Origin of the sequence: Burkholderia sp. BDU5 (assembly GCF_001522845.1) — a bacterium.
GTDB lineage: Bacteria > Pseudomonadota > Gammaproteobacteria > Burkholderiales > Burkholderiaceae > Burkholderia > Burkholderia mayonis.
In genome coordinates, this window is the sequence record NZ_LOWC01000125.1 from 84985 (window position 1) to 110521 (window position 25537).

Annotated in this window: 25 protein-coding genes and 1 pseudogene; 16 read left to right on the plus strand and 10 right to left on the minus strand. The window is 67.9% G+C overall.

What is annotated here, in order from left to right:
- Positions 1–156: 156 nt before the first annotated feature.
- Entirely contained in the window at positions 157–399 is a 243-nt protein-coding gene (locus WS69_RS31605) for a helix-turn-helix domain-containing protein (RefSeq protein ID WP_066483931.1), read from the minus strand.
- Positions 400–548: 149 nt separating this feature from the next.
- On the opposite strand from WS69_RS31605, the gene WS69_RS19935 reads away from it, so the two are divergent.
- Positions 549–839: an H-NS histone family protein gene (locus tag WS69_RS19935; RefSeq protein WP_162498996.1), complete on the plus strand. Its 291-nt coding sequence runs from the start codon at positions 549–551 to the stop codon at positions 837–839.
- Between the two features lie 598 nt (positions 840–1437).
- Here WS69_RS19935 and WS69_RS19945 read toward each other — a convergent pair.
- Both WS69_RS19945 and WS69_RS19950 read right to left on the minus strand, forming a co-directional pair.
- Positions 1438–1935, minus strand: coding sequence for a DUF6632 domain-containing protein (locus WS69_RS19945; protein WP_059472441.1), 498 nt, complete (start codon positions 1933–1935; stop codon positions 1438–1440).
- 120 nt (positions 1936–2055) lie between these two features.
- Complete coding sequence (locus WS69_RS19950) at positions 2056–2940, minus strand: metal-dependent hydrolase (RefSeq protein WP_059472406.1); 885 nt, start codon at positions 2938–2940, stop codon at positions 2056–2058.
- Between the two features lie 495 nt (positions 2941–3435).
- Between WS69_RS19950 and WS69_RS19955 the strand changes: the two genes are divergently transcribed.
- The gene (locus WS69_RS19955; RefSeq protein ID WP_059472407.1) at positions 3436–3780 is read left to right on the plus strand and encodes a DUF3088 domain-containing protein; all 345 of its coding nucleotides are present in this window, start codon (positions 3436–3438) and stop codon (positions 3778–3780) included.
- 105 nt (positions 3781–3885) lie between these two features.
- Positions 3886–5235 (plus strand): LLM class flavin-dependent oxidoreductase, encoded by a 1350-nt coding sequence (locus tag WS69_RS19960; protein ID WP_059472408.1) that lies wholly within the window; start codon positions 3886–3888, stop codon positions 5233–5235.
- Between the two features lie 12 nt (positions 5236–5247).
- Here WS69_RS19960 and WS69_RS34935 read toward each other — a convergent pair whose 3' ends face one another.
- Positions 5248–5424 (minus strand): hypothetical protein, encoded by a 177-nt coding sequence (locus tag WS69_RS34935; protein ID WP_231747174.1) that lies wholly within the window; start codon positions 5422–5424, stop codon positions 5248–5250.
- A gap of 76 nt (positions 5425–5500) precedes the next feature.
- Positions 5501–5773 carry a hypothetical protein gene (locus tag WS69_RS34940; protein ID WP_231747175.1) on the minus strand — a complete coding sequence of 91 codons (273 nt, stop codon included), beginning with the start codon at positions 5771–5773 and terminating at the stop codon, positions 5501–5503.
- Between the two features lie 136 nt (positions 5774–5909).
- On the opposite strand from WS69_RS34940, the gene WS69_RS19965 reads away from it, so the two are divergent.
- Entirely contained in the window at positions 5910–6881 is a 972-nt protein-coding gene (locus WS69_RS19965) for a nucleoside hydrolase (RefSeq protein ID WP_059472442.1), read from the plus strand.
- Here the strand turns inward: WS69_RS19965 and rbsK are convergent.
- Positions 6871–7851, minus strand: a complete 981-nt coding sequence (gene rbsK, locus WS69_RS19970) for a ribokinase (protein ID WP_059472409.1) — start codon at positions 7849–7851, stop codon at positions 6871–6873. The genes WS69_RS19965 and rbsK overlap by 11 nt on opposite strands.
- Positions 7852–7913: 62 nt before the next feature.
- On the opposite strand from rbsK, the gene WS69_RS33585 reads away from it, so the two are divergent.
- From WS69_RS33585 to WS69_RS19985, 4 genes are all read left to right on the plus strand, one after another.
- The gene (locus WS69_RS33585; RefSeq protein ID WP_156438268.1) at positions 7914–8156 is read left to right on the plus strand and encodes a hypothetical protein; all 243 of its coding nucleotides are present in this window, start codon (positions 7914–7916) and stop codon (positions 8154–8156) included.
- A complete protein-coding gene (locus tag WS69_RS19975; protein WP_059472410.1) occupies positions 8153–8638 on the plus strand; it encodes a hypothetical protein in 486 nt (161 codons plus the stop codon). Before WS69_RS33585 ends, WS69_RS19975 begins: the two co-directional genes overlap by 4 nt.
- A 594-nt stretch (positions 8639–9232) precedes the next feature.
- On the plus strand, positions 9233–10933 hold the full coding sequence (locus WS69_RS19980) for a VRR-NUC domain-containing protein (RefSeq protein WP_059472411.1): 1701 nt from the start codon (positions 9233–9235) through the stop codon (positions 10931–10933).
- A complete protein-coding gene (locus WS69_RS19985; RefSeq protein ID WP_059472412.1) occupies positions 10930–13197 on the plus strand; it encodes a helicase C-terminal domain-containing protein in 2268 nt (755 codons plus the stop codon). The genes WS69_RS19980 and WS69_RS19985 overlap by 4 nt, the downstream gene beginning before the upstream one ends.
- Before the next feature lie 107 nt (positions 13198–13304).
- Here WS69_RS19985 and WS69_RS34945 read toward each other — a convergent pair whose 3' ends face one another.
- Entirely contained in the window at positions 13305–13439 is a 135-nt protein-coding gene (locus tag WS69_RS34945) for an HHHH-motif protein (RefSeq protein WP_226382955.1), read from the minus strand.
- 315 nt (positions 13440–13754) lie between these two features.
- Positions 13755–14663: a LysR substrate-binding domain-containing protein gene (locus WS69_RS19990; protein WP_059472413.1), complete on the minus strand. Its 909-nt coding sequence runs from the start codon at positions 14661–14663 to the stop codon at positions 13755–13757.
- Between the two features lie 197 nt (positions 14664–14860).
- On the opposite strand from WS69_RS19990, the gene WS69_RS19995 reads away from it, so the two are divergent.
- The 4 genes from WS69_RS19995 (at position 14861) to fliD (ending at position 20049) form a co-directional block, all read left to right on the plus strand.
- Entirely contained in the window at positions 14861–16138 is a 1278-nt protein-coding gene (locus WS69_RS19995; RefSeq protein ID WP_059472414.1) for a branched-chain amino acid ABC transporter substrate-binding protein, read from the plus strand.
- A gap of 22 nt (positions 16139–16160) precedes the next feature.
- Positions 16161–17030, plus strand: a complete 870-nt coding sequence (locus WS69_RS31615; RefSeq protein ID WP_082716334.1) for an L-2-amino-thiazoline-4-carboxylic acid hydrolase — start codon at positions 16161–16163, stop codon at positions 17028–17030.
- Positions 17020–18264 carry a Zn-dependent hydrolase gene (locus WS69_RS20005; protein ID WP_059472415.1) on the plus strand — a complete coding sequence of 415 codons (1245 nt, stop codon included), beginning with the start codon at positions 17020–17022 and terminating at the stop codon, positions 18262–18264. Before WS69_RS31615 ends, WS69_RS20005 begins: the two co-directional genes overlap by 11 nt.
- A 243-nt stretch (positions 18265–18507) precedes the next feature.
- Positions 18508–20049: a flagellar filament capping protein FliD gene (fliD, locus tag WS69_RS20010; RefSeq protein WP_059472416.1), complete on the plus strand. Its 1542-nt coding sequence runs from the start codon at positions 18508–18510 to the stop codon at positions 20047–20049.
- Positions 20050–20227: 178 nt separating this feature from the next.
- On the opposite strand, the gene WS69_RS20015 is transcribed toward fliD, so the two are convergent.
- The gene (locus WS69_RS20015; RefSeq protein ID WP_059472417.1) at positions 20228–21127 is read right to left on the minus strand and encodes a LysR family transcriptional regulator; all 900 of its coding nucleotides are present in this window, start codon (positions 21125–21127) and stop codon (positions 20228–20230) included.
- Positions 21128–21231: 104 nt separating this feature from the next.
- Here WS69_RS20015 and WS69_RS20020 point away from each other — a divergent pair, with 104 nt between their 5' ends.
- The 4 genes from WS69_RS20020 to WS69_RS20035 all read left to right on the plus strand — a co-directional run bounded on the left by WS69_RS20020 (position 21232) and on the right by WS69_RS20035 (position 25122).
- The gene (locus tag WS69_RS20020; protein ID WP_059472418.1) at positions 21232–21909 is read left to right on the plus strand and encodes a DsbA family protein; all 678 of its coding nucleotides are present in this window, start codon (positions 21232–21234) and stop codon (positions 21907–21909) included.
- 318 nt (positions 21910–22227) lie between these two features.
- On the plus strand, positions 22228–23175 hold the full coding sequence (locus WS69_RS20025; protein ID WP_059472419.1) for an aldo/keto reductase: 948 nt from the start codon (positions 22228–22230) through the stop codon (positions 23173–23175).
- A 265-nt stretch (positions 23176–23440) separates the two neighbouring features.
- A complete protein-coding gene (locus tag WS69_RS20030) occupies positions 23441–24292 on the plus strand; it encodes a molybdenum cofactor biosynthesis F family protein (protein ID WP_059472420.1) in 852 nt (283 codons plus the stop codon).
- The gene (locus WS69_RS20035; RefSeq protein ID WP_059472421.1) at positions 24289–25122 is read left to right on the plus strand and encodes an SDR family oxidoreductase; all 834 of its coding nucleotides are present in this window, start codon (positions 24289–24291) and stop codon (positions 25120–25122) included. Before WS69_RS20030 ends, WS69_RS20035 begins: the two co-directional genes overlap by 4 nt.
- Before the next feature lie 26 nt (positions 25123–25148).
- Here the strand turns inward: WS69_RS20035 and WS69_RS34950 are convergent.
- Positions 25149–25431: pseudogene (locus WS69_RS34950) on the minus strand (SDR family NAD(P)-dependent oxidoreductase); the annotation flags it as partial.
- Positions 25432–25537: the final 106 nt, after the last annotated feature.

A 25537-nucleotide genomic window follows, 5' to 3' on the forward strand; every position in this document is an offset into this window, starting at 1 on the left:
TGCGGCGAACCTGCGCATCGCGCATCACACGCAATCCGTACGCGCGATGCGTGGCATGAAGGAAGACATGTGAACGAACACACCGACAAACGACGCGACAGGTGCTGCTCGCGATTCAAATCGTTTCAAATGGCGAGATGAAGCTGCGCTCGTCTTTCAGACGCCCGCATCGATTAATTCCGATACGGCCTGGTTGGGCTCGACGCCGCAATGACGACACCAGTCGAGATAAAAGAGAATATCGACATAACGTTCTCCTCGTTCGATCTTGGAGAGATAGGACTGGTCGATGCTCAGACGCTCAGCCAATTGAGTCTGGGTGAGGCCTGCCGCTCTTCTCAGCGCGCGCAAATGCGTGCGTAGAATGACATAACGAGGGTGATGAATGGAAGGGAGCATGGGCGAATGCTCCCTGCTGAATCGAAATAGTCCACCTTGGCCTAATTGGGCTATGATAGCCGAAAACTGACTTCGACACTATTCAACACAACAACGCGGTTTTCGATTGTCGGTCGAAAAGAGGCAGTGGAATCTACGGGGAAATGGTAATGGCAACATACAAGGAATTGCTTGCCCAATTAGATGTTTTGAAGCAGCAGGCGAAGACCGCGCGCGCGGTCGAACTGCCCGACGTGCTCGTCGAGCTCCGCAGAAAGATCGTCAAGTACGGTCTCACGCAGAAAGATCTGTTTCCGCCGCGTCTCGGACGTCCGAAGAAAGCCGACGCGCTGCCGAAGCCGCGCTATCGCGATCCGGAAACGGGCGCGTCCTGGACGGGGCGCGGCCGCGCGCCCGCGTGGATCGCGGGGCAAGATCGCGAGCGATTCCTGATCGAATAGCGCACTGACTGTGATCGCACGTGATGCGCTTCGTGCGCGTCTGGCCGCGGCGCGCTGTCGAGTAGGGCGTCGCTTGTGCGCGTTCGTGCGTTCGTGCATTCGCACGTTTGCGAATGAGGTCTTCGCGAATGACGATAGTGTGCGTTCGCGCATGCAGCCCGTGCAGTTTCGATCGACATGATGGGATGCGTGGCGGTTGCCGTCGGCATCGGCGACATACGACGTTCGTGTAATTCGAGGCATCCGAAGCATCGATCCGATATCCGATGCCGACGTCACGACACGTCGCCGCGCGTGTGCGACGACGTGACGATCAACGCGCGGCGTCCGTCCGCGCAGTCCCGACGCGCTCGCCGAAGCGCTCGTAATTCTCATGCGGCTGCGTGGGTTCGCGCGACGGCGAAGTTTGCTTGCCGTCGGCGATCGATGCGCGTCGGGCATGTTCGGCGATACGTCTCGTCTCGTCGAGCCGAGTCGAGCCGGACATCGCGCAACGCAGCATCGCGCAACGTCGGGCCCGCCGCCGTCATGCGCGATCGGAAATCGCGGCGCAACGTCGGGCCCGGCACCCGTTCGCGCGTATACGCGAGGCGCCCGGCTAGCGTCCGGAATTCGAGATCCGCAGCCTTGCCGCCTTGCTCCGGGCCGGAATCCACGTCGCGGCAAACAGCGCGAGCGCGACCCCGCCGAGCGCGACGTCGCCCACCAGATGGATGTGCTCGCCCGGCATTATCAGACCCTGCACGAACATCAGGCCGAAATGAGCGACATTCGCGACGACCGTGAAGTCGAGAAACAGCTTGTGCTCGAACAGATCGTTGGCGGCCTCCCACAGGAAGACGCCCCACACGACGTAGATCGCCGAGATCATCAATTCGTAGTGCTCACCGCCACCGTGCACGCCGCCCCACCGCACGAGGCGCAATATCAGAAGGCCGACGGGATCGCCCGCGACCTGATGGTCGATGCCGAGCAGGATCGTGACGATCGCCGTGCCGAAGAACAGCAGGAACGACACGCCGAGCAGGCGCGTGATCAGCGATAGCCACGGCGAGGCTTGCGGCCAGTCGCGCCGCTGTATCGAATTCGAAGACATGAAATACACCGTTTGCGTGAGATTGGACGTGCCGAGCGATTCGACGCGAGGCCGCCGCGCTCGTGCTCGCGGACGGCGCAGCGATCGCCAACGCATCGCGTGTCGGCGATCGCGCTTCGCTCAGCTCGCTTGGACCGTCATCGGATGCAGCGGAATGCGCCGCGGCGCCGCATTGGCCGCATATCGCGCATTGCTCGCGTCGATGTTCGCGAGCAGCCGGTCGAGCGTCGCGAAGTGCCTGCGGTTGTCGTGATCCCAAGGATGGAAGCCGGGCTTGAAGTAGGCAAGCGTTCGCGGCGTCAGTTTCACGAGGCCCTTCGCGAAGAATCTCGCGAACGCCCACTTGCCGGAGACCTTGCCGTGCATGCGCCGGTGCGCGTTCATGAGCGCGATGTGGAAATAAAAGTTCGTTCCCCAGAACACGGCGCTCGTCAGCACCATCGACCCGACGCGCATCAGATAGCGCATCGGCCCCGGCTTCATTACCGCGTTCCACACGTCGAACGCGACTGCCTTGTGCTCGGTTTCTTCCATCGAATGCCAGAGCCACATGTTCGCGTACGCGTCGGCCGAGTCGTGGAAATGCTCGAAATTGCTGAGCAGCATGTCGGTCATGATCGCTGTGTAGTGCTCGAACGCGATCGTCTGCGCAAGCCGAAGCGGCGGCGGCAACACCTTCTGCATCAGGCCCGTGAATTTCCAGAAGCCTCGGTCGAGCCGGTGAGCCGGATAGCCGGCGGCTTCGGCGACGTCGTTGAATTCGACGTGTTCGCGGCTATGCATCGCCTCCTGCCCGATGAAACCCTGGACCTGATTCAGTAGTTCGGGATCCTGAATGCGATCCCGATAATGGCGGACCGAATCGATGAAAAAGCGCTCGCCTGCCGGGAACATCAGCGACAGCGCGTTGAAGTAATGCGTGTTGACCACGCCGTTCACGTGCCAATTGCCGATGCGATCGGGCGGAAGGGCGAAGCGGACGTCGCGGCGGACAATAGCAGGCATCGGGTCTCTCCATATCTTGCGAATCGATGGTGCGTCCGCATCGAATTGGCGCATCGCGGGCGGACACGGAAGGTCGAGCCGTCCTGGTTCCGTGCGCGGAATCCCGGTGACTCTTTTTGATAACGATCGTTACGCAATGAACGCTACGCCGCGATTTGATCGTTGTCAACTGGGTCAGTGTTTGATGTATTGACTGGGCGGCCCAGGGCGGAACGATTCCGTCGACGAGGGCGTTGATCACACGGGTCCGTTTGGCCGGAGACTCGAGCCCGGAGCTTCAGGGCCGGCGCGTGCCCGATACGTTGTGCAATGCAGCAGCGCGTCGAGACCCACCGCGTGGCGTGCCTTGCCATGACGCGTCGATCACGCCGCCGCCGCCCGCTTAACGCCGCCGCGCATATCGATCTGCGGATAAATTCGTGGCGGCTCGCATCCGGCCGGCCCAGAATCGTCGGCATTCCCAACGACACGCTTCGCAAGCGAGGCCGACCGCCGATGAGCCGAGATCTGTTGCTCCTGCTGGAACCCGGGTTTACTGATCCCCAACACCCGGGCGAGCGTTTCGTCTGCCCCGGCAGCGTGCCGATCGAAGGCTTGCTCGCGAGCGATCCGTCGAAGCAGGCGCGTCTCGACATTCGACGGCTGCCATTCGCGCGGCCGCGCGAAGCGGCGATCGCCGCGCTCGACGCCGATCACCAGGGGCTGCCCGCGCTCGTCTTCGGCGACGATGCGCCGCCGCCCGACGATGCGCTGACGCTCGGCGACAAGCGCTTCGTTACCGATTCGCGCCGCATCCTCGAACTGCTCGCGGAGCGGCACGGCTTTCCGAAGCTGCATTGAGCGGCGACGCGGCCCGAGAGCGGCGCGGCCGCGCAGTGTGAGTCGAAGCGCGCATCGACGCACGCCGTCGCCGGTTCGCCGTTTCCGCGCCGCTTTCCACGATCATTGACGACCCACGTCCTGAAACGGCCGCCGCGCCGGCGATTGCATCTGAACGTCAACATCCTGCATTCGGGCTTCGTACCGTCCGCGTGGCGGGTCGACGAAGCCGATCCGCGCGCGTTCGTCGACGTCAGGCATTACGTGCGCGTCGCGCGGATCGCCGAGGCGGCGAAGTTCGACACGGTGTTTCTCGCGGACAACGCGGCGATCGTTGATCAGATCGACTTTCGTCCGATCACCGCGCTCGAACCGGCGATCCTGCTCGCGACGATCGCCGCTGCGACGACGCATATCGGCCTCATCGGCGCGGCGTCGACGAGCTACAACGAGCCATTCAATCTCGCATGCCGCTTCGCGTCGCTCGATCACGCGAGCGACGGACGCGCCGGCTGGAACGTCGTGACGACGGCCGATCTCGGCTCCGCGCGCAATTTCGGCCTGGACGCGGTGCCCGATCATGCGCAGCGCTATGCGCGCGCGGCGGAGCTCGTCGACATCTTGAAGGCGCTGTGGGACAGCTGGGACGACGATGCGCTCATCGGCGACAAGGCGAACGGCCGCTTCGTCGACACGCGCAAGGTGCGGCCGATCGCGCACCGCGGCGCGCATTTTCGCGTGCACGGGCCGCTGAACCTGCCGCGTCCGCCGCAAGGGCATCCGGTGCTCGTGCAGGCGGGCGGCTCGGCCGACGGGCGCGCGTTCGCCGCGCGGCACGCGGAGGCGGTGTTCTCCGCCTCGCAATCGTTCGACGAGGTGCTCGGCTATGCACGCGAGCTGAAGGCCGCGGCGGCCACGTTCGGCCGCGGCGACATCAAGGTGCTGCCGGGTCTCACGACGATCGTCGGCGCGACCGACGCCGACGCGCTGCGCCGCCGCGACGCGCTCGTCGACCTGATCCCGCTGCGCTACAGCCTGAACCGGCTCGCGGGTACGCTCGGCGTGCCGGTCGAGCGGCTCGCGCCCGACGCGCCGCTGCCCGACGATCTCGCGCTGCCGGACGGCGGCAACGGTGATCACACGTTCTTCGAGGCGACGCTCGCGAGCGCGCGGCGGCACCGCTACACGGTGCGTGAGCTGATGCGCGCGATGGCGAGCGGCGCAGGGCATCGGGTGATCGTCGGCATGCCTGAGCAGATTGCCGACGACATCGCGCATTGGCTCGAAGCCGGCGCGGCCGACGGCTTCAACCTGATGCCGGACGTGCTGCCGGACGGCCTGCAGGATTTCGTCGACGGCGTCGTGCCGATCCTGCAGCGGCGCGGGATCTGCCGCACCGAATACGAAGGGACGACGCTGCGCGATCATCTCGGTCTCGTGCGGCCAGGTAGTTCGGGCGGACGCGAGCGCGCGTGAGCCGCGATCCGCTCAGTCGGGCCGCTTCGGCGGCGCATGCGCCTGCTCGATCTGCTCGGCGAGCCGATGCGCGGCGATGCGCTTTTTCGTCGCCTGTCGCCCGATTTGCCGATACGCTTTCTCTTCCCTGATTCCATGTATTCGTAATAGCGGCGTCTTCGCGTCGTCGAGCGCGCGCTGCGATTCCACCCGCTGCTCGAGTTGCGCGATTCGCCGCGATGTTCATCTTCGCGCCAGCGCCGGCGGCATGCGAGCGCCATCGCGCTCAGGAGCCCGAACGACCGGACGGGCGTCGACAGCATGCATTCGACGTCGATTCGTAGCAGCATGTCGAGAATCGCCGGACTCTCATGGTCGCGATCGCGCAGACAGGCGGGCGTCCATCGTCCTCGAGCCACGGGATCGACAAATCGGGCCGCACCGCCAGCACGACGAGCACGACGAGCACGACGAAATCGGCGCGCTCGGGCAGCGCGGCGGGCGACGGCCATCGCCGTTGCGGCGGCGGGAACGATCGATGCATCGCAGCGGTGATCATGCGAATCGCGGCGCGAGTGCGAACGACGCTTCACGCGACGCAACGCCGGCGCGCAGCGAAGCAGCGGCGCGGGTATCATTCGACGCTTCCGAGCCATCGCGCGGCGGCTTCGTGCCGCGCCCACCACGGGATACCCATGAGCTTGCACAAGATCATCTATGACACGGACCCGGGCGTCGACGATTCGATGGCGCTCGTGTTCCAGGTGCTTCATCCGGACATCGAACTGCTCGGCGTGACGAGCGTGTTCGGCAACGCGACGATCGACACGACGACCCGCAACGCGCTCTATCTCGCGGGCCGCTTCGCACCCGGCGTGCCCGTCGCGCGCGGCGCGGCGGCGCCATTGCGGCGGCCGGCGCCCGAGCCGCTCGGCGGCATCCATGGCGACGACGGTCTCGGCAACACGGGCCTCAGCTTGTCCGTCGACGTCGCGCACGCGCCGAATCTCGATGCGCGGCCCGCGCATCGCTTCATCATCGACACGGTGCGCGCACATCCGCACGAAGTCACGCTGCTCGCGGTCGGTCCGCTGACGAATCTCGCCCACGTGCTCGCCGAGGACCCCGAGGTCGCGACGCTGGTCAAGCAGGTCGTCATCATGGGCGGTGCGTTCGGCACCGCGGGCGTGCTCGGCAACGTGTCGCCCGCCGCCGAGGCGAACATCTTCGGCGATCCCGACGCGGCGGACATCGTGATGTCGGCGTCGTGGCCGCTCGCGATCGTCGGGCTCGACGTCACGCAGAACACGATCATGACGACCGAGTACCTCGCCGCGCTGCGTGACGACGCGGGCGACGTCGGCCGCTTCGTGTGGGACGTGTCGCGCCATTACGAGGCGTTCCATTGCGCGAGCGCGGGGCTCGCGGGCATCTACGTGCACGATTCGTCGGCGGTCGCGTACGTGGTTGCGCCGCAGCTGTACAAGACGCGCACGGGCCCGGTGCGCGTGCTGACGGGCGGCATCGCGGTCGGCGAGACGATCCAGAAGCCGGCGACGATGACCGTGCCTGCGCCGGACTGGGACGGGCGGCCGCCGCGCGACGTGTGCGTCGGCGTCGATGCGGACGCGATGCTCGCGCTTTATCGGAAGACGCTCATCGGCTGACGGGCGGCTTGCGGCTCGCGGAGGATGTCGTGCTCGATGCGGCGTCGAAGCCGACCGTCTGCAGGAAGCGCTCGAACGTCGCCGCGTCCGCGTACGATTTCTGCGTGCCGAAGCCCGTCACCGAATGCGCGGCATATGCGGATGCGAGCCGCATCGCGGCGGGCACGTTGCCCGTCGCGACATAGTGGCGCGCGAAGCAGCCGATGTACGCATCGCCCGCGCCCGTCGTGTCGCGCGCATCGACCGCGACGGGCGGCACGCGCACGATTCCCGTGCGCGACACGAGCAGCGAGCCTTTGTCGCCGAGCGTGACGAGCACGTTCTTCAACCCGCGCTTGACGAGCGAGCCCGCCGCGCGCGTGACCGCATCGAGCGTGTCGGTCGACATGCCCGACACGAGCGCGAGCTCGGTTTCGTTCGGCACGAGGAATTCGAGCTTGGCGAGCCGCGCGAAGTCGAGGCCGGAGACGCCGGGCGCGGGATTCAGCAGCACCGGGATGCCGCGCGCGGCGGCGAAATCGATCGCATAGTTGACCGTATCGATGTCGATCTCGAGTTGCAGCACGACGAGGCGGCTCGCCTCGATCTTCGCGGTCGCCGCGTCGATGTCGGCCGGCCTCAGATGCAGGTTCGCGCCCTTGACGATCAGGATCCGGTTGCGCGAATCGGGGCTCACGAAAATCGGCGCGACGCCGCTCGATACGCCGGACACGCGGCGCACGTGCTCGGTATCGATGCCGACGCGCTCGAAGTTGCGCAATGTGTTGTCGGCGAACAGATCGTCGCCGACCTTCGACACCATCACGACACGTGCGCCGAGCTTCGACGCGGCGACCGCCTGGTTTGCGCCCTTGCCGCCGCAGCCGATCTCGAAGTTCGGCGCTTCGAGCGTTTCTCCGTCGGCCGGCATCCGCGTGACGTAGGTCACGAGATCGACCATGTTGCTGCCGATTACGGCAATCGTCTCCATCTGTGGTGTCCTCGGAATGGTTGTCATGATTATCGTGATTGTCGTGATTGTCGTGCGAGCGCGTGTCGGAACTCGCCTCCGAATGGAATCACATCGGCGGCGCGCACTCAATCGTTTTTGCGGGCGCGGTGCAATCGATGCGGGCAGCCGCGATCGGTCGCCTGTTCGTTCGTGCGCGGCTTGAAAGACGTTTTGGCATCCGACATTTTTACGTGGGCGCAGCGAAGTCGGGGACAATCGCGGAATCCGGCGAATCGGCTGGTATAGTGGCGCGCTTTGTTGCCGATGTCGTTGTCAGTGAATGAATAAGTTGTTTCTCGTGCTCAAATGGTCTTTCGTATCGCTGATCGTCGTCCCGGCGACGGCGAGCCGGGCCGGCGGACAGAACCCGTTCGACATGGCCGACGTATCGCCGCACACGTTCGCCGCGAAAGAGATCAATCGATCGGCCGCCGATGCGTCGAGCTACGGGTCGCCCGTGACGTCGGTGTTCGGTGATGCGAAGGGCGCGCTGCCATCGTTCGAAGCGAAGCGGCGGAGTGGGGCGGGCGCCGTCAAATTCGCCGACGAGCTCGGGGCGGCCGAGCGACGCCAACGGCTCGCGGAAGAAGATCGCGCCGTGCAGCGATTGCGCGATTCGCATCATGATCCGCGCGGCAAGTGGCCGGGTCGGGCTAGTTCGCCGGGCGTGCCGGGCCGCCCGGAAATCGTGGTCGAAAAGCCCGTGCCCGGCGTCACGTGCGCGAGCGAGGCGGGTAATTCCATCGGGTGCAGCACGGGCTTTTGAGCGTCACCGCGCAGGGTGTTCTGGGCGGCGCGTTGGCGGCGGGTTCTCGCCAATCCGGAGCCGCGTGACGCTCACGGCGCGAGGTCGATGAGCGCGGATGGCGACGGCCGATATGCGCACGCGCTGCGACATGTTCGCTGCGATTGTTTTGCCGGACGAATGCATGCGGCTTGCCGCTGGAAGGAAGGCGATCACGCCAGCGCTCGCGCGACACGGAAGCCGAAATACAGTTTGCCGTGATTGCGCGTGAGCGTCGCGATTGTCGGGCGTCGTCGCGCAGAATTCCGACGCATGCCGGACGGCGCACGCGGCGCGCGAACAAGCGAACAAGCGAACAAGCGAACAAGCGAACAAGCGAACAAGCGGGCCGCGGCCACTGCAATCGTGGTGTGACCGGCGTCGGACCACGAAGCGCGCCACCCACCACACATGAGCGCCGCCACGACCGTTCACGCCACGCGCGAACGGTGCCGGCCACTGTCGCAAAGCCACTGGCCGGCCGTGCGCTATCATGCGCGGATGACTCGTCTGGTCACGGTTCGCAGCCCCCGTAATTGGGGATGCACCATCGACCGCTCGTAATCGCCGAATCCCGTGCCGCCCGATCCGTCGTCTCCTCCCGCGTTCTATTACCTGTCGAATTTCGAGCGAGCGCTCGCGTGGCTCGTCGAGCGCTACGACGACGTGCTCGACGCCGACGAGCACGCGTTCGTCGCTGCGTTCTGCCGGCTGCCGCGCGCGTCGCGCGCGCTGCTCGTGCGGATGCTGATGCGCAAGGGGCCGATCTTCCGCGCGAGCAAGCTCGCCTACGACGAGATCGGCTGCTCGCTCGCGGCCGCGGCGCCGCTCGTCGAACTCGGCTGGATCGATCCGGAGCCGGCGCTCGCGCTCGACGAACTGTTCGCGCTCGCGACGAAGCCCGAGCTGCGCGACGCGTTTGCCGACACGCCCGCGAGCGGCGCGATCCGCAAGGCCGACTGGCTCGACGCGTTGCGCGCGGCCCACGACGGCGAGCGAACCTGGGCGCAGTGGCTGCCGTCGATCGACGACCGCGTGCTGCGCGTGACGGTCGATAGGCTCTGCAACCGGCTGCGGCTGATGTTCTTCGGCAATCTGCATCAGGACTGGTCGGAGTTCGTGCTCGCCGATCTCGGGCTGCTTCAGTACGAGACGGTCGCGTTCGCGCCGTCGTCGCGTGCGTTCCAGCGGCGCGGCGACGTCGACGCTTATCTGCAATTGCACGCGTGCCGCGAGCAGCTCGAACGCTGGCCGGAAGAGACGCCGCTCGCGCCCCTCTTCGCGGTCGCGGCCGCGATCGACTGCGGGAACGCGTGGCTCGCGATGCGGCGCGCGAAGCTGTCGTTCGCGATCGGGCAGGCATGCGAGCGCCGCGCGGATTGGGACGGCGCGCTCGCCGCATACGAATCGAGCGCATGGCCCGGCAGCCGGCAGCGGCGCGTGCGCGTGCTCGAACGCGGCGAGCGCTTCGACGCGGCGCTCGCGCTCGCCGACGAAGCGACGCGCGCGCCCGAAAACGAAGCGGAGGCGCAGCAGATCGCACGGATGCTGCCGCGGCTGCGGCGGCGCGTCGGCTTGTCGGCGACGCGCGCGGCGAGTGCGGCGAGTGCGCAGGCGATTCCGCGCGACTGCATCGAGCTCGCGCATCCGGGCGCGCCGTATCCGGTCGAATACGTCGCGCGCGATCACCTGAGCCGCGCGGATGCGCCCGTCTTCTACGTCGAGAACACGCTGATCAACTCGCTGTTCGGGCTCCTGTGCTGGGAGCCCGTGTTCGCCGCGGTGCCGGGCGCGTTCTTCCACCCGTTCCAGCGCGGCCCGGCCGATCTGCATGCGCCCGACTTTCGCGCGCGCCGCGCCGCGCAGTTCGATGCGTGCCTCGCGCAACTCGACGGTCCGCAATACCGCGACACGATCCGCCGCCACTACGCGCAGAAGATGGGCGTGCAGTCGCCGTTCGTGTTCTGGGGCGCACTCGACGACGCGCTGCTCGAGCATGCGCTCGCGTGCCTGCCCGCCGAGCATTTGCGGCTGTGGTTCGAGCGGCTGCTCGACGACGTGCGCGGCAACCGCTCGGGACTGCCGGACCTCGTGCGCTTCTGGCCCGATGCGCGCCGCTACGAACTGATCGAAGTGAAAGGCCCGGGCGACCGGTTGCAGGACAACCAGATCCGCTGGCTCGACTACTGCGTGCGGCACCGGATGCCGGTGCGCGTGCTCGACGTGCGCTGGGCCGGCGACGCGCACGCGCCGCACGACGAGGAGGCGCTCGCGTGAGCTATGTCGTCGCGGTGCGCGCGATGTGCGAGTTCACCGCGCGCGAAGGCGATCTCGATCTGCGCTTCACGCCCGCGCCGAGCGCGCTCGAAGGGATGGCCGGGCACGCGACGGTCGCGTCGCGGCGCGGCGCCGGCTACGAGAAGGAGATCGCGCTCGCGGGCGAGCATCGCGGCCTGACGGTGCGCGGCCGCGCGGACGGCTACGATCCGGTGCTGAACCGCCTCGAAGAGATCAAGACGCATCGCGGCGATCTCGGCAAGATGCCGGCGAACCAGCGCGCGCTGCATTGGGCGCAGGCGCGGGTGTACGGGCATCTGCTGCGCGAATCGCGCGGGCTTGCGGAACTGACGGTCGCGCTCGTTTATTTCGACGTGGGAACGTTGCGCGAGACGGTACTGACTGAAACGCACACGGCCGCGACGCTCGAGGCATGCTTCGTCGAGCAGTGCGAGCGCTTCGTCGACTGGGCGGCGCGCGAGGACGCGCATCGCGCCGCGCGCAATGCGGCGCTGCGCGCGCTCGCGTTTCCGCATGCGCAGTTTCGGAGCGGGCAGCGTGAGCTCGCCGTCGCCGCCTATCGCGCCGCGCGCGACGGCCGCGCGCTGCTCGCGCAGGCGCCGACCGGCATCGGCAAGACGCTCGGCACGCTGTTTCCGCTGTTGAAGGCGTGCGCGGAGGATCATCTCGACCGGCTGTTCTTCCTGACCGCGAAGACGCCCGGCCGCGCGCTCGCGCTCGACGCGGCCGATGCGCTGCGCGCGGCGGCGGGCGGCGCGCTGCCGCTGCGCGTGCTCGAACTCGTCGCGCGCGACAAGGCGTGCGAGCATCCGGACGCCGCCTGTCACGGCGAATCGTGTCCGCTCGCGCGCGGCTTCTACGACCGGCTCGCGGCCGCGCGCGCCGCCGCGCTCGAACACGGCCGGCTCGATCGCGCGACGGTGCGCGCCGCGGCGCTCACGCACGACGTGTGCCCGTACTATCTCGCGCAGGAGCTCGCACGCTGGTGCGACGTCGTCGTCGGCGACTATAACTACTACTACGACGGCCGCGCGCTGCTGCACGGCCTCGCGCAGCAGAACCAGTGGCGCGTCGGCGTGCTCGTCGACGAGGCGCACAACCTGCTCGACCGCGCACGCGGGATGTACAGCGCGGCGCTCGATCAGCGGGAGCTCGCCGGGGTCCGCAAGCTCGCGCCCGCGCCGCTCACGAAGGCGCTCGAGCGATTGAACCGCGAATGGAATGCGCTCAATCGCGAGCAGGAGACCGCGTACACGGTGCACGCGGACGTGCCGCCGCGCGTGCTGTCGGCCGCGCAGAACCTGATCGGCCGGTTTTCGGAGCTCGCGGCGGAAGCGCCGCTCGCGCTCGACGCCGCCGTGCTGCGCTTCTGCTTCGATGCGATCCACTTCGTCGCGCTCGCCGAGCAGTTCGACACGCATTCGATCTTCGATGCGACGCTCGTGCGAGCGATCGCGCCGCGCCGCGGCAAGCAGGCGTCGGTTCTTTGCGTGCGCAACGTGATCCCGGCCGATTTCCTCGCGTCGCGCCACGACGCCGCGCGCGCGACCGTGATGTTCTCGGGCACGCTGAGCCCGTTCGATTTCTACCGCGACACGCTCGGCCTGCCGGACGACACGGGCGCGCTCGACGTCGAAGGGCCGTTCCGTGCGGAGCAACTGACGGTGAAGGTCGCCGCGCACGTGTCGACGCGCTGGCGCGACCGCGAGCGCTCGCTCGAGCCGATCGTCGAGCTGATCGCCGCGCAGTACGCGGCGCGGCCGGGCAACTACCTGGGGTTCCTGAGCAGTTTCGAGTACTTGCAGCAGGTCGTCGCGCGGCTGCGCGAGCGCCATCCCGGGCTGCCCGTCTGGGAGCAGGCGCCCGGCATGGACGAGGCCGCGCGCGATGCGTTTCTCGCGCGCTTCGAGCCGAACGGGCGGGGCATCGGTTTCGCGGTGCTGGGCGGGGCATTCTCGGAGGGCGTCGACCTCGCGGGCGACCGGCTGATCGGCGCGTTCGTCGCGACGCTCGGGCTGCCGCAGGTCAACGACGTCAACGAAGAGATGCGTCGCGCGATGGACGCGCGCTTCGGCCGCGGCTACGACTATGTCTACCTGTTTCCGGGATTGCGCAAGGTCGTGCAGGCGGCGGGGCGGGTGATCCGCACCGAGCACGACGAAGGCGTCGTGCATCTGATCGACGACCGGTTCCGGCGCGGCGAGGTGCGGCGGCTGTTGCCGCGGTGGTGGCGGCTGAGCTGACGGACTGCGGAGCCGCGAGCGCGGCGCGCGCGGCCGGAAGGCTCCGACCTTCGTCCAATGGGGTGCCGGCCGGCGACATCAGGCGCCGGCCGGCCTGTATGGGGCGATCAGCGGACCCAATGGCACACGCGGTGGTGATGATGATCGAAATGGCATGCGCGATGCGGATGCGCTTCTGCCGACGGCACGAGCGCCGAGAGGGCAACGGCGGCGACGAACGCCGACATCAGCGGGTTCTTCATGTTTCAGTCCTTTTCCCGGGCGAATGAGGGTGTGGCGGAGCAGTCGCGAACGCAGTGCCGCGCGACCGCTGGAGGCCATCATGCGAACGTGCACTATTTCACATGTAATGAGTTGCAACGGCCGACGACGGATCACACGAGCGGTAATCGGCGGAAATAAAGTGGCGCACCGTGGTCGTCTTGCGAACCGAACGGTTGAGTGAGTCCGATCGGCGGCCGCGCCGTCAATGGAGTCTCGCCGACATCGAGCGGTTTTGCGATCCGCTCCCTTTGCCGATGTCGGCGGCGCGCACATCGCTCGCTTCAATTCACCGCTCACGCCAATCGGCGCGTCCCTATCGTCTTCCTCAGCCAATCGGCGAGCCGCTGCGCGCCGTCCGGCAAATCGGCGTCCGCGCGGCTGCACAGGTAGTAGTCGCGCCCGTCGTCGAGCGCGTGATCGAACAGCTTGACGAGCTCGCCGTTCATCAGCTCCCGCTCGATCAGCGGCGCGCGCAGCAGCGCCGCGCCGAGTCCCGCGCGCGTCGCGGCGAGCGTCAGCTGGCCGTCCTCGAAAAGCGGCCCGACTGCGTGCGTGACGTGTTTCACGCCCGCGCCCTGAAACCAGTTGACCCAGGTATTGCGATCCTCGTCGTGCACGAGCGGCACGGCCGCGAGATCGGCGGGCCGCTTGAACGGCCCGTGGCGGCGCGCGAACGCCGGACTGCACGCGGGAACGACTGCGCCCGACAGCAGCCGCTCGCAGCGATAGCCGCGCCAATCGCCGACGCCGAAGCGAATCGACAGATCCGACGCGTCGCTCAGGTAGTTGCGATGGTGCGCGTACAGCACCGTCACGTCGACGTCCTGGTTGTCCGCGAGGAACGTGTGCAGGCGCGGGATGAACCAGCCGATGCCGAACAGCGGAATCAGGCTGATCGTGATCTGCCGCAGCGACGAGCGGTCGCGAACGAACCCCGTCGCGCTGCGCAGCACTGAGAACGCCGCGCTGATCGACCGGTAGTAATCGCGCCCTTCGTCGGTGAGCGCGAGCGTGCGGCCTTCGCGGACCGTGAGCGGTGTCTGCACGAAGGTCTCCAGCAACTGCAACTGGTGGCTGACCGCGGACGGCGTGATGTCGAGCTCGGCCGCAGCCGCCGTGACGGAGCCCACGCGCGCGAACGCTTCAAACGCGCGTACCGCGCGCAATGGCGGATCGTTGGTCAATCGTTCGATATTTTTCATGAATCGAATTTTATCGAAACGTCTTTCGTTGCGGAAACGAAAAAAATTGACTTGAATACAATGCACTGGAACTTGGGTGCAATATCGGCATAAGTATCGAACAATTGAATATTTGTGGCCATTGAGCACAATTATTTAATATTTTTCATGTTTGGCGCGCTTTCATTTCCCCCTCGATCCCCAGGTTCCGCTCTCAGATGAAATTCCCTGCCACGCTGTCGCTCGGCGCCGCACTGTCGGTCGCCGCCGTGTTCGCCGCGTCCGCTGCACAAGCGCAGACGCCCGCTCGAACCGCCGCATTCGCTCAATCCGCTCAATCCGCTCAATCCACGCAGTCCGCGCCGCGAACCGTGCTGATCGGCCTCGCCGCGCCGCTGACCGGCCCGTCCGCGCGGATCGGCAAGGATCTGCAGAACGGCGCGCAGCTCGCGCTCGACGACGCGAACAGCCGTCATCCGGCGCTGGGCGGCAAGCCGGTCGTCTACAAGCTCGTCGCCGTCGACGACCAGTCCGATCCGCGCACCGCCGTGACGGTCGCGCAGCAGCTCGTCGAGCGGCGCGTGATCGGCGTCGTCGGTCATTGGAATACCGGCTGCAGCGTGCCGGCGTCGCGGATCTATCGCGACGCCGGCATCGCGCAGATCGCGCCGGCGTCGACCGGACATCAGTACACGCGGCAGGGCTACGCAACGGCGTTCCGGATCATGGGCCACGACGATGCGGGCGGTGCGCACGCGGGCGCGTACGTCGTGAAGGCGCTGCACGCGAAGCGGATCGCGGTGATCGACGACCGCACCGCGTTCGGCGCGGGTCTTGCCGATCAATTCGTAAAAGGCGTCGAGGCGAACGGCGGCGCGATCGTCGATCGTCAGTACGTGAATGACAAGACGACCGATTTCAGCGCGGTGCTGACGGCCGTCAAGGCGAAGCGCGCGGACGTCGTGTTCTTCGGCGGGCTGGACGCGCAGGCCGCGCCGCTCGCGCGACGGATGCGCCAATTGAAGCTGGGCGCGACGCTCGTCGGCGCGGGCGGTTTCGTCACGCAGACGTTCCTGTCGCTCGCGGGGCCGGACGGCGACGGCGTGACGGCGCTCGAGCCGGGACTGCCGCTTGCCGGGATGCCGGGCGGCGCGGCGTTCGACGCCCGCTATCGTGCGCGCTATCGCGCGCCGATCGAGCTGCACGCGCCGTTCGCATACGACGCCGCGGCGACGTTGATCGCCGCCGCCGAGCGCGCGAATTCGACGGACCCGGCGCGTCTGCCGGCGGTGCTGCATGCGCTGAAACGGCAAGGCGTGACGGGCGCGATCGCGTTCGACGCCGAAGGCAATCTGCAAGACCCGGCGTTCACGATCTATCGCGCGGGCGGCGGCAAATGGACCGCGGTCGACGTGCTCGGCGGCGGCGCTGCAACCGGCACCCGAGTCGCGTCGCGTACGTCGCAGACGTCGAATGCATCGACCGCATCGAAATGACAACGAACCAGGAGACACGCTGATGACGATCATTCCCATTCATCCGGCCGAGGTCGGCGCGGCGGACGGCGAGCCGCTCGGCATCCTCGCGCGGCGGCGCATCGAGGCGGAGATCATCAAGCCGATCTACGAGATCATGAAGCGCGAGTTCGGCGTCGAGCGCGCGCAGGCGGTGATCGCGGAGGCCGTGCGCGGCGCCGCGCGCGACGCGGGACGCGCGTTCGCCGCGAAGGAGCCGGGCGGCACGAGCATCGCGTCGTTCGTCGCGCTGCAGGCGCTGTGGGAGAAGGACGATGCGCTCGAAGTCGACGTGCATCGCGCGGACGACGCGCATTACGACTACGACGTGCGCCGCTGCGCGTATGCGCAGATGTATCGCGAGATGGGCCTGGGCGAGATCGGGCATCTGCTGAGCTGCGCACGCGACAGCGTGTTCATCGAGGGCTATGACCCGCGCATCGCGCTGACGCGCACGCGCACGCTGATGCAGGGCGGCACGCACTGCGATTTCCGCTATCGGCTGATGGAGTCGCCGGAAGACGAGGCGCGCGAAGAAGCGAGCGGCGCGCGGCAGACCGCCGGCGCGCAGCGCGGGACGCCGGCCGGGCCGCGGGAGCCCGGCCTGCGCGGCGACGCTTCCGCCGCGCGGCCGGAGGCGCGTGCGCACGGCGGAGAAGCGAGTGCGCCGCAACGGGCCCCCGCATGTGAAGACGCCCGGAGCGGGGCGCGCGAGGTGCGTCCGCATCGCGGCGCGCAGGACGAAGCGGGGAAATCGCAAGCGGACGGCGGGGCGTGCGCCGCGCCGCGGCAGGTGCATGCGCGCGACAGCGCATTCGATGCGGCGGAGCCTGCCGATTCACGCACGAAACCGGAGGCGAGCGATGCGGCGTGATGAAGCGCTGCGCGTCGATGGCGCGCGCCTGTGGATGTCGCTCGAGCGGATGGCGAGCATCGGCGCGACGCCGAAAGGCGGCGTGTGCCGCCTCGCGCTGACCGACGAAGACCGGCGCGCGCGCGACCTGTTCGTCGAATGGGCGCGGGCGGCGGGCTGCACGGTCCGCGTCGACCGGATCGGCAACATCTTCGCGCGCCGCGCCGGCCGCGATCCGCGCGCGGCGCCCGTGCTGACGGGCTCGCACGCGGATACGCAGCCGACGGGAGGCCGCTACGACGGCATCTACGGCGTGCTCGGCGGGCTCGAGGTCGTGCGTGCGCTGAACGACGCGGGCGTCGAGACCGGGAGGGCGATCGATGTCGTCGTCTGGACCAACGAGGAAGGCTCGCGCTTCGCGCCGCCGATGATCGCGTCCGGCGTGTTCGCGGGCGTCTATCCGCTCGATTTCGGGCTGTCGCGTGCGGATGCGGCCGGCGTGACGCTCGGCGACGCGCTCGCGCAAATCGGCTACGCGGGCGACGCGCCCGTCGGCGGCGCGCTGGTGCATGCGGCGTACGAGTTGCACATCGAGCAGGGCGCGATTCTCGAGCGCGGCGGCCATACGATTGGCGTCGTGACGGCCGGGCAGGGGCAGCGCTGGTACGAGGCGACGCTCACGGGCGTCGACGCGCACGCGGGCACGACGCCGATGGCGCTGCGGCGCGACGCGCTCGTCGGTGCCGCGCGGATGATCGACTTCGTCGACGCGCTCGGCCGCCGCCATGCGCCGCACGGCCGCGCGACGGTCGGGATGATCGAAGCGCGTCCGAACTCGCGCAACACGGTGCCGGGCGCGTGCTTCTTCACGATCGAGTGCCGGCATCCGGATGCCGCGACGCTCGCCGACATGGACGCGGCGCTGCGCGCGGAGCTCGCGCGAATCGCCGAGTCGGCCGGGCTGTCCGCGCGGATCGAGCAGATCGCCGACTACGCGCCGGTGCCGTTCGCGCCCGCGTGCGTGGCGGCGGTGCGCGACGCGGCGGCCGCGCTCGGCCTGCCGCATGCGGACATCGTGTCGGGCGCGGGACACGACGCATGCCATCTCGCGCGGATCGCGCCGACGGGGATGATCTTCGTGCCGTGCGTCGACGGCTTGAGCCACAACGAGGCGGAAGCGATCACGCCGGAATGGGCGGCGGCGGGTGCGAACGTGCTGCTGCACGCCGTGCTCGCGAGCGCGCTCGAAACCTAGGCGGCAGGCCACGCGTCGCGCCGATCGATCCCGGATTTCGGATGCGCCGCGCCCGGCGCCGCCGCCGACATGCGTGCCGGCGGCGGCCGGATTCGCCGGCTTTCGCGCCGCGGGCTCCGGCGGTCGTCCGGGTTGAATCAAGACTTACAACAATCTTCACAATCAGATTCCAATAATTGCGATATGCTTTCATATTACGAATAACCATGAAATAAACCAACCACACAGAACGGGGGTAATTCGATGGCGATCACTCAAACGGGGGCTAATTCGCTTCTCGCGGCAAACTCGCAAAGCGACGCTTGGGCGCAAGTGCAGGACGCCGCGCAGTCGCTCATCAACGGTTCCACGGGCAAGTCGACGATGGACGTGAACGGGCTCGTTACGGCGCTCGTCAATGCGAAGACGGCTGGCCAGGCTGCGGAGATCAAGAGCCAGGTGTCCTGGAACAACACGCAGATCTCGGCGCTCGGTGCGTTGAAGCTGGCGCTCAGCAATCTGCAGACGGGCGTCGAGTCGCTGTCCGACGGCACGCTCGCGCAGAAATTCACGTCGAAGGCGAGCGGCAAGGGGATCACCGCGACGACCGACAAGGGCACCGTCGCCGGCGCCTATCAGGTCGAAGTCAAGCAGGTCGCGCGTTCGCAGACGCTCGTGTCGGCCGGTTTCGATCCGAAGCAGAGGCTCGGCTCCGGCACGCTGACGCTCAAGGTCGGCGGCCGCTCGACGTCGGTCGACATCGACGCCGCGAATGACACCCCGGCCGGCATCGCGGCTGCGATCAACTCGGCGAAGAACAATCCCGGCGTGACCGCGACGGTCGTGACGGGCACCGACGGCGCGCACCTCGTGCTGCGTTCGACCGCATCGGGCAGCGCGAACGTGATCGACGTGAGCGTATCGAACGTGAAAGACGACGCCGGCCTGTCGGGCCTCGCGGTCAAGTCGACGGCCGACGACAAGGGCGGCAAGTCGATGATCGCGTCGGCGGGCGATGCGTGGAAGCAGAGCGATTTCGCGCAGGATGCGATCGTCACGGTGGGCGGCGTGATCACCGCGCGCAGCGCGGACAACAAGGTCACGGGCGTGATCGCCGGCGTGACGATCAACGTGACCGAAGAAGCGATCGGCGCGCCGCAGACGCTGACGATCGCCCGCGACATCGACGGCCAGGCGAGCGCGGTGACGAACTTCGTGGATCTGTACAACTCGATGATCGGGACGATGGCGCAGCTCACGTCGTTCGACAAGACGGCGAAGCCGGGGCAGCAGGGCGGCCCGATGATCGGCGATTCGATGCTCAACGGCATTCGCAACTCGCTCGCGCACATCGTCGGCGGCGGCGTGCCGCACGGCGATAACAAGCGCGCGTCGCTCGCGGCGCTCGGCGTCACGTTCGTGCGTCCCGGCGACAAGCTGCCGGAGGGCTCGCTCGTCGTCGACAAGAAGAAGCTGAACGAGGCGCTGCAGAACGATCCGCAGGCGGTCGAGGCGCTGTTCAACAAGACGAACGGCGTCGGCGCGCAGATCACGAAGACAGTCGACGTGCACCTGCGCAAGGGCGGCACGTTCGACATCCGCTCGGATGCGATCGACCGCGACATGAAGAGCATCACGCAGCGGCAGGCGCGGCTCGAGACTTATACGTCGCAGCTGACCGCGCAATACAAGGCGCAGTTCACCGCGCTCGACGCGCTGATGGCGCGGATGCAGCAAAACACCAATTATCTGACGCAATTGTTCGGCGGCGCGAACAGCTCCGGCGCGCTCGCGAACAACAAGTAGCGCGAACGGGAATGCGGCGGGCGACGCGCGTCGCGTTTTCGCTCACGCGGCGGTTCGCATCGCGCGAACGGCGGCTTTTCTCGACGGCGGCGGTATGCGTGGCGGCAACACGCGTACCGCCGCCGTTTTTCGTTGTCGTTTCGTTGTCGTTTCGTCGTCCTGGAGCGACGTCGGGCGGCTAGGCATCCCACGCGGGCGTGTCGCCGAAACGCTCGGCAAGGAAATCGATCATCGTGCGCATCGCGAGCGGCATCTGCTTGCGCGACGCGTAGACCGCGTAGATGCCGAGATCGGGCGCCGTGCAGTCGGCCAGCACGCGCACGAGCGCGCCCGCGCGGATCGGTTCGGCCGCCGCGAACGTTGGCAGCAGCGCGACGCCGCCGCCCGCGATCGCTGCGCGCAGCAGCACGAGCGCGTCGTTCGCGCTCAGATTGCCTTGCACGGGCACCGTCGCTGGTTCGCCGTCGCGCGTCAGGTGCCACAGGCTCTGCCCGAAATATGCATATGTCAGGCAGTTGTGCCGCGCGAGGTCGTGCGGCTGCTTCGGCGCGCCGTGCTCGGCCAGATAGCCGGGCGACGCGCACAGCACCGAGCGGCACGTGCCGAGCCGGCGCGCGATCAGGCTCGGATCGACTTCGTTCGTGATGCGGATCGCGAGATCGATTCGCTCATCGACGAGATCGGCGGTGCGGTCCGTGACGAGCAGATCCACCGATACGGCCGGATAGCGGGCCAGATAGTCGAGGACCGCGTCGGTCACGTGCGTCTGCGCGAAGATCGCGCTCGCGGTGATCCGCAGCGCGCCGCGCGGCGCATCGCCCGGATCGGCGACGACCGTGGCGACGTGATCGGCGAGCCCGAGCATGTCGCGGCAAAGCGGCAGCATCTGCGCGCCGGCCGCGGTGAGCGTCAGGCGCCGGGTGGTCCGATGCAGCAGCCGCGCGCCCGACCATTGCTCCATGAATGCGACGTAGCGCGAGGCCATCGCGCGCGACATGTCCAGATGTTGCGCGGCTGCCGACACGCTGCCGCGCTCGGCTGTCTCGACGAACACCTGCATCGCGGTGATTCGATCCATATTCGATCAGTTTATGCAACAAATTGTCGATTTTGGCATTGTATTCGATCGATTGGATATCGAATAGACTTGCTTCACTTTCTTCAAGAACGCGTTTCCGCACGATGAACAGCTTCCAACTTCAGTACTTTTTCGATCCGCTTTGCGGCTGGTGCTATGCGAGCGCGCCGGCGCTCGCCGGGCTCGACGGCGCTTATCCGGGCGTGCTCGAACTGATGCCGTCGGGCCTCTTCGCTGACGAGGGCGCACGCGATCTGACGTCCGAATGGGGCGAGTACGCGTGGCGCAACGATCAGCGCATCGAGCAGGCGACGGGGCAGCGCTTCACGCACGCGTATCGCGAGCAGGTGCTGCTGCGCGGCGGCGTGCGCTTCGATTCGGGGCCGGCGAACCGCGTGCTGACCGCGCTGCGCGGCGTCGATGCGCGGCTCGAACGGCCGCTTCTCGAAGCAATTCAGCTCGCGCGCTATGTCGACGGCCTCGACACCGCGCGCGCGGACGTGCTCGCGCGTGTCGCGGCGGACGTCGCCGCGAAGGCCGGTGTGGCGATCGACGCGGACGAACTCGCGCACCGGATCGAGGGCGACGCGGCGCTTGCGAGCGCGACGGCCGCACGCATCGACGGCACGCAGCGGGCGATGCGGCAGCTCGGTGCGTCGGGCGTGCCGCAACTGCTGGTGACGGTCGGCGAGCACGGCTACGTGCTGCACGGCGCGAGCCTGTATGGCGGCGCGCAGGCGGCAGCCGCGGCGGTCGAGCGGGTGCTGCGCGAAGCTGCATAACGCCGATCGCGAGCGTGGCGATTCGGCGTGATGTCGCGCGCCGAATCGAGTCGAGCCGAAGCGCGTCGGAGCGTCTTTCTCTTCGCCATTCTTGTCTTTCCGCCGACGGACGGCGGCTCGCCCGCTGATGCCGACGGCGGTCCCGTCGAGCGGCTCGCGCCGCCGATCCTTTGTCAGCGCACGGTCTTTGGAAATGAGGTTTAATCGGTTTGAACCGCGCCGGCCGCGCGTTGGCATCGACCGTCGAATCCCGGCTTGTCGCGCCGCGCGACGCGTGCCGCATGCGTTGGCCGGATCATCATCGATCGGAGAGAAAAGATGGCACTACGCTCACTCGGCATTTCGACGATTCAAGTTTCGCCGCTGGTGTTCGGCGGCAACGTGTTCGGCTGGACCGCCGACGAGAACACCTCGTTCTCGCTGCTCGACGCGCTCGCTGACACCGGCATCAACTTCATCGACACCGCCGACGTCTATTCGGCCTGGGCGCCCGGCAACCACGGCGGCGAATCGGAAACGATCATCGGCAAGTGGCTCAAGCGCTCGGGCAAGCGCGACCAGGTCGTGATCGCGACGAAGGTCGGGCTGCTCGAAGCGCGTGCGGGCCTGTCGCGCGAGAACGTCCTGAAGGCCGCCGAGGATTCGCTGCGGCGTCTGCAGACCGACTACATCGATCTCTATTTCTCGCACCGCGACCTCGCCGACACCGCGCCGCTCGAAGAGACGCTCGGCGCGTACCAGACGCTGATCGAGCAGGGCAAGGTCCGGATCATCGGCGCGTCGAACTATAGCGGCGCCCGGCTGCGCGAGGCGGCCGAGCTGAGCCGCCGCACCGGCCTGCCCGCGTATCAGGTGATCCAGCCCGAATACAACCTGTACGATCGCGCCGAGTACGAACGCGATCTCGAGCCGGTCGCGACCGAGCTGAAGCTCGGCGTCGTCACCTATTACGCGCTCGCGAGCGGCTTTCTGTCGGGCAAGTACCGGTCCGAGGCGGACCTGAAGAAGAGCGCGCGCGGCGGGCGCGTCGAGCAATATCTGAATCCGCGCGGCTTGCGGATTCTCGCGGCGCTCGATGCGGTCGCGGCGAAGCACGACTCGACGCCGACGTCGGTTGCGCTCGCGTGGCAGATCGCGCGGCCGAGCGTCACCGCGCCGATCGCGAGCGCGACGTCGCTCGCGCAATTGAGCGCGTTCGGAGCGGCGATTCGGCTGCCGCTCGACGCGGAGGACATCGCGCAGCTCGACGACGCGAGCGCGCCGTAAGCGGGCGACGTCGTCGATCCGATGCGGGCCGAACGCGACGCGCGGTCGCGGCGGCCCGGCCGCGCTTTCGTTCGGCGGCTGCGCCGTCGCGTGCCGCTTTTCACGGCTCGTTCGTGCCGAGCCCGCGGAACGTTTGCCGCGCACGAGCCTCCGCCGCCAACACCGTTCATCCTTTCGGTTGATACCGCACGGCCGGGCACGCGGGCACCATGACCTCCTGTTTCGCGACCGTGCCTGACGGCGCGGCGCTCAATCGGAGGAATGCATGGAAGCAGATCCGTTGTTCATTCAAGTCGGTGCGCTGGCCGAAGGCTTCGCACCCGAAAGTCACATCCTCGAACCCGTCGGCGATCTCGCCGGGCGCACGCTCGCGCTCGCCGCGACGGACGGCGCGACGCTCGAATACACGTTCGCCGATCGATCGACGTTGCGCTGGCGTGAGCGCCGCGCGGCGCGCGGCGCGGGTGGCGGCGATGCAAGCGGCGCGAGCGGCGAGGCCGCGTACCGCGCGACGCAACTGCGCGACGGCATCTGCTTCGTCGACTACATCGATCCGACCCGGCGTGCGACGTCGGTCAGCATCGTGCTCGATCTGACGCGAGGCGTCTGGACATCGATCGAAGGCGTGCTGCCGACCGAGGACGACGTGCGCGTCGACGCGTTTTCGCGCGTCGCGCGCGGCCTGCCGCTGACGGGCGTCGAGGCGACGTTCCGCCACGGCGCGATCGTAGGCGCGGCTGCGCCCGGCCCGCTGCACGCACCGACGCGCGAGCTGATCGGCAAGCGGACGATGTACCGCTACAGCCCGACCGAGTGCTACGAGCACATTTATCTGAACGACGCGTTCTACGCATGGCATTGCCTCGAAGGCGTCGAGCGCGGGCTCGCGGACGTCGACCGCTGCCATTACTTCAAGCTCGCCGACGCGCTGTATCTGTTCGTCTGGCGCGAGAAGATCGTGCCGACGCTCGGCGTCGTGCTGATCGATCTCGACCGGTGCAAGACGGACGGCAAGATATTCGGCTATCGCGAAGGCGACTTCGGCGCGCTGTCGAATTTCCCGATTGGCGCCCATGCGCAAGTGCTGAACGAAACCGTGCATCCGCTCGCACGATGAGCGGCGCCGACTCGAAGCGCGCGGTGCTGCCGCGCGGGCGGCTCGTCGCCGATTTTCGCGGCCGCACCGTGCTCGTCACGGGCGGCGCGCAGGGGATCGGCGCGGCGATTGCCGATGCGTTCGCCGCTGCCGGCGCGACCGTCGCGATCGCCGACTTGCAGGGCGACGCGGCGGCCGCGCTTGGCGCGCGGCTCGCCGCGCGCGGGCTCGACGACGGGCAGACCGTGCGCGCGTACCGGGTCGATGCCGCGCGGCGCGACGAGCTGTTCGGGCTCGTCGCGCAGTTCGAGGCGGACAGCGGCCGGCTCGATGTCGTCGTCCACAACGCCGCGTATTTTCCGCTGACGCCGTTCGACGCGATCGCCCCCGACGTGCTCGAACGCACGCTCGCCGTCAACCTGTCCGCGCTGTTCTGGCTCACGCAGGCGGCGCTGCCTGCTTTCGAGCGCGCGGGGCAGGGGCGGGTGCTCGCGACGTCGTCGGTGACGGGGCCGCGCGTCGCGTATCCGGGGCTCGCGCATTACGCGGCGTCGAAGGCCGGCGTGAACGGCTTCATTCGCGCGGCGGCCCTCGAGCTTGCTCGCCGGAACGTGACTGTCAACGGCGTCGAGCCCGGGATGATCCGCACGCCGGCCGCAGGCAATCTCGGCGATGCGGCGCACAGCGAGCGGATCGCACGCGGCGTGCCGCTCGGCCGTCTCGGCGAGCCGGACGACATTGCGGCCGCGATGCTGTTCCTCGCATCGGACGCGGCGGGTTATGTCACCGGACAGACGATCGTCGTCGACGGCGGCGCGACGCTGCCGGAGGCTGGTGCGATGCTCGTGTAGCGCGGCCGAGTCCGCGGCCGTGTCCGTCCGCCTGCGCATGCGCAGGCGATCGATGCGCCGATCGGGCCGAAGCGCGGGTGAATCCGTTCGACGTGCCTGGCCCAGCCGCCCGTGCTCACGGCATCGGCATCGCCAGCGAGCGCAAGGCCGCCCGTGTTGTGCGGCGACCGCGTCGAGCGGCGCCTGCCGACGGCCGATCAGCACGACGTGGTCGCCTTGTGCGGCGAAACGCGCGGCGCACGCGGCGCCGATCCCGATCCAGGTTCCGGCGCCCGTCACGACGACGGTGCGCGGCGAAGCGCTTCCCATGCGAGATCCTCCTTGCATCGATGGCAGTGGTTACAGGACGAGTGTAGGGACCGGACGCGCGTCCCGGTATCGACCGTTCGGCTGAATGGACACCCGCACGATTTGC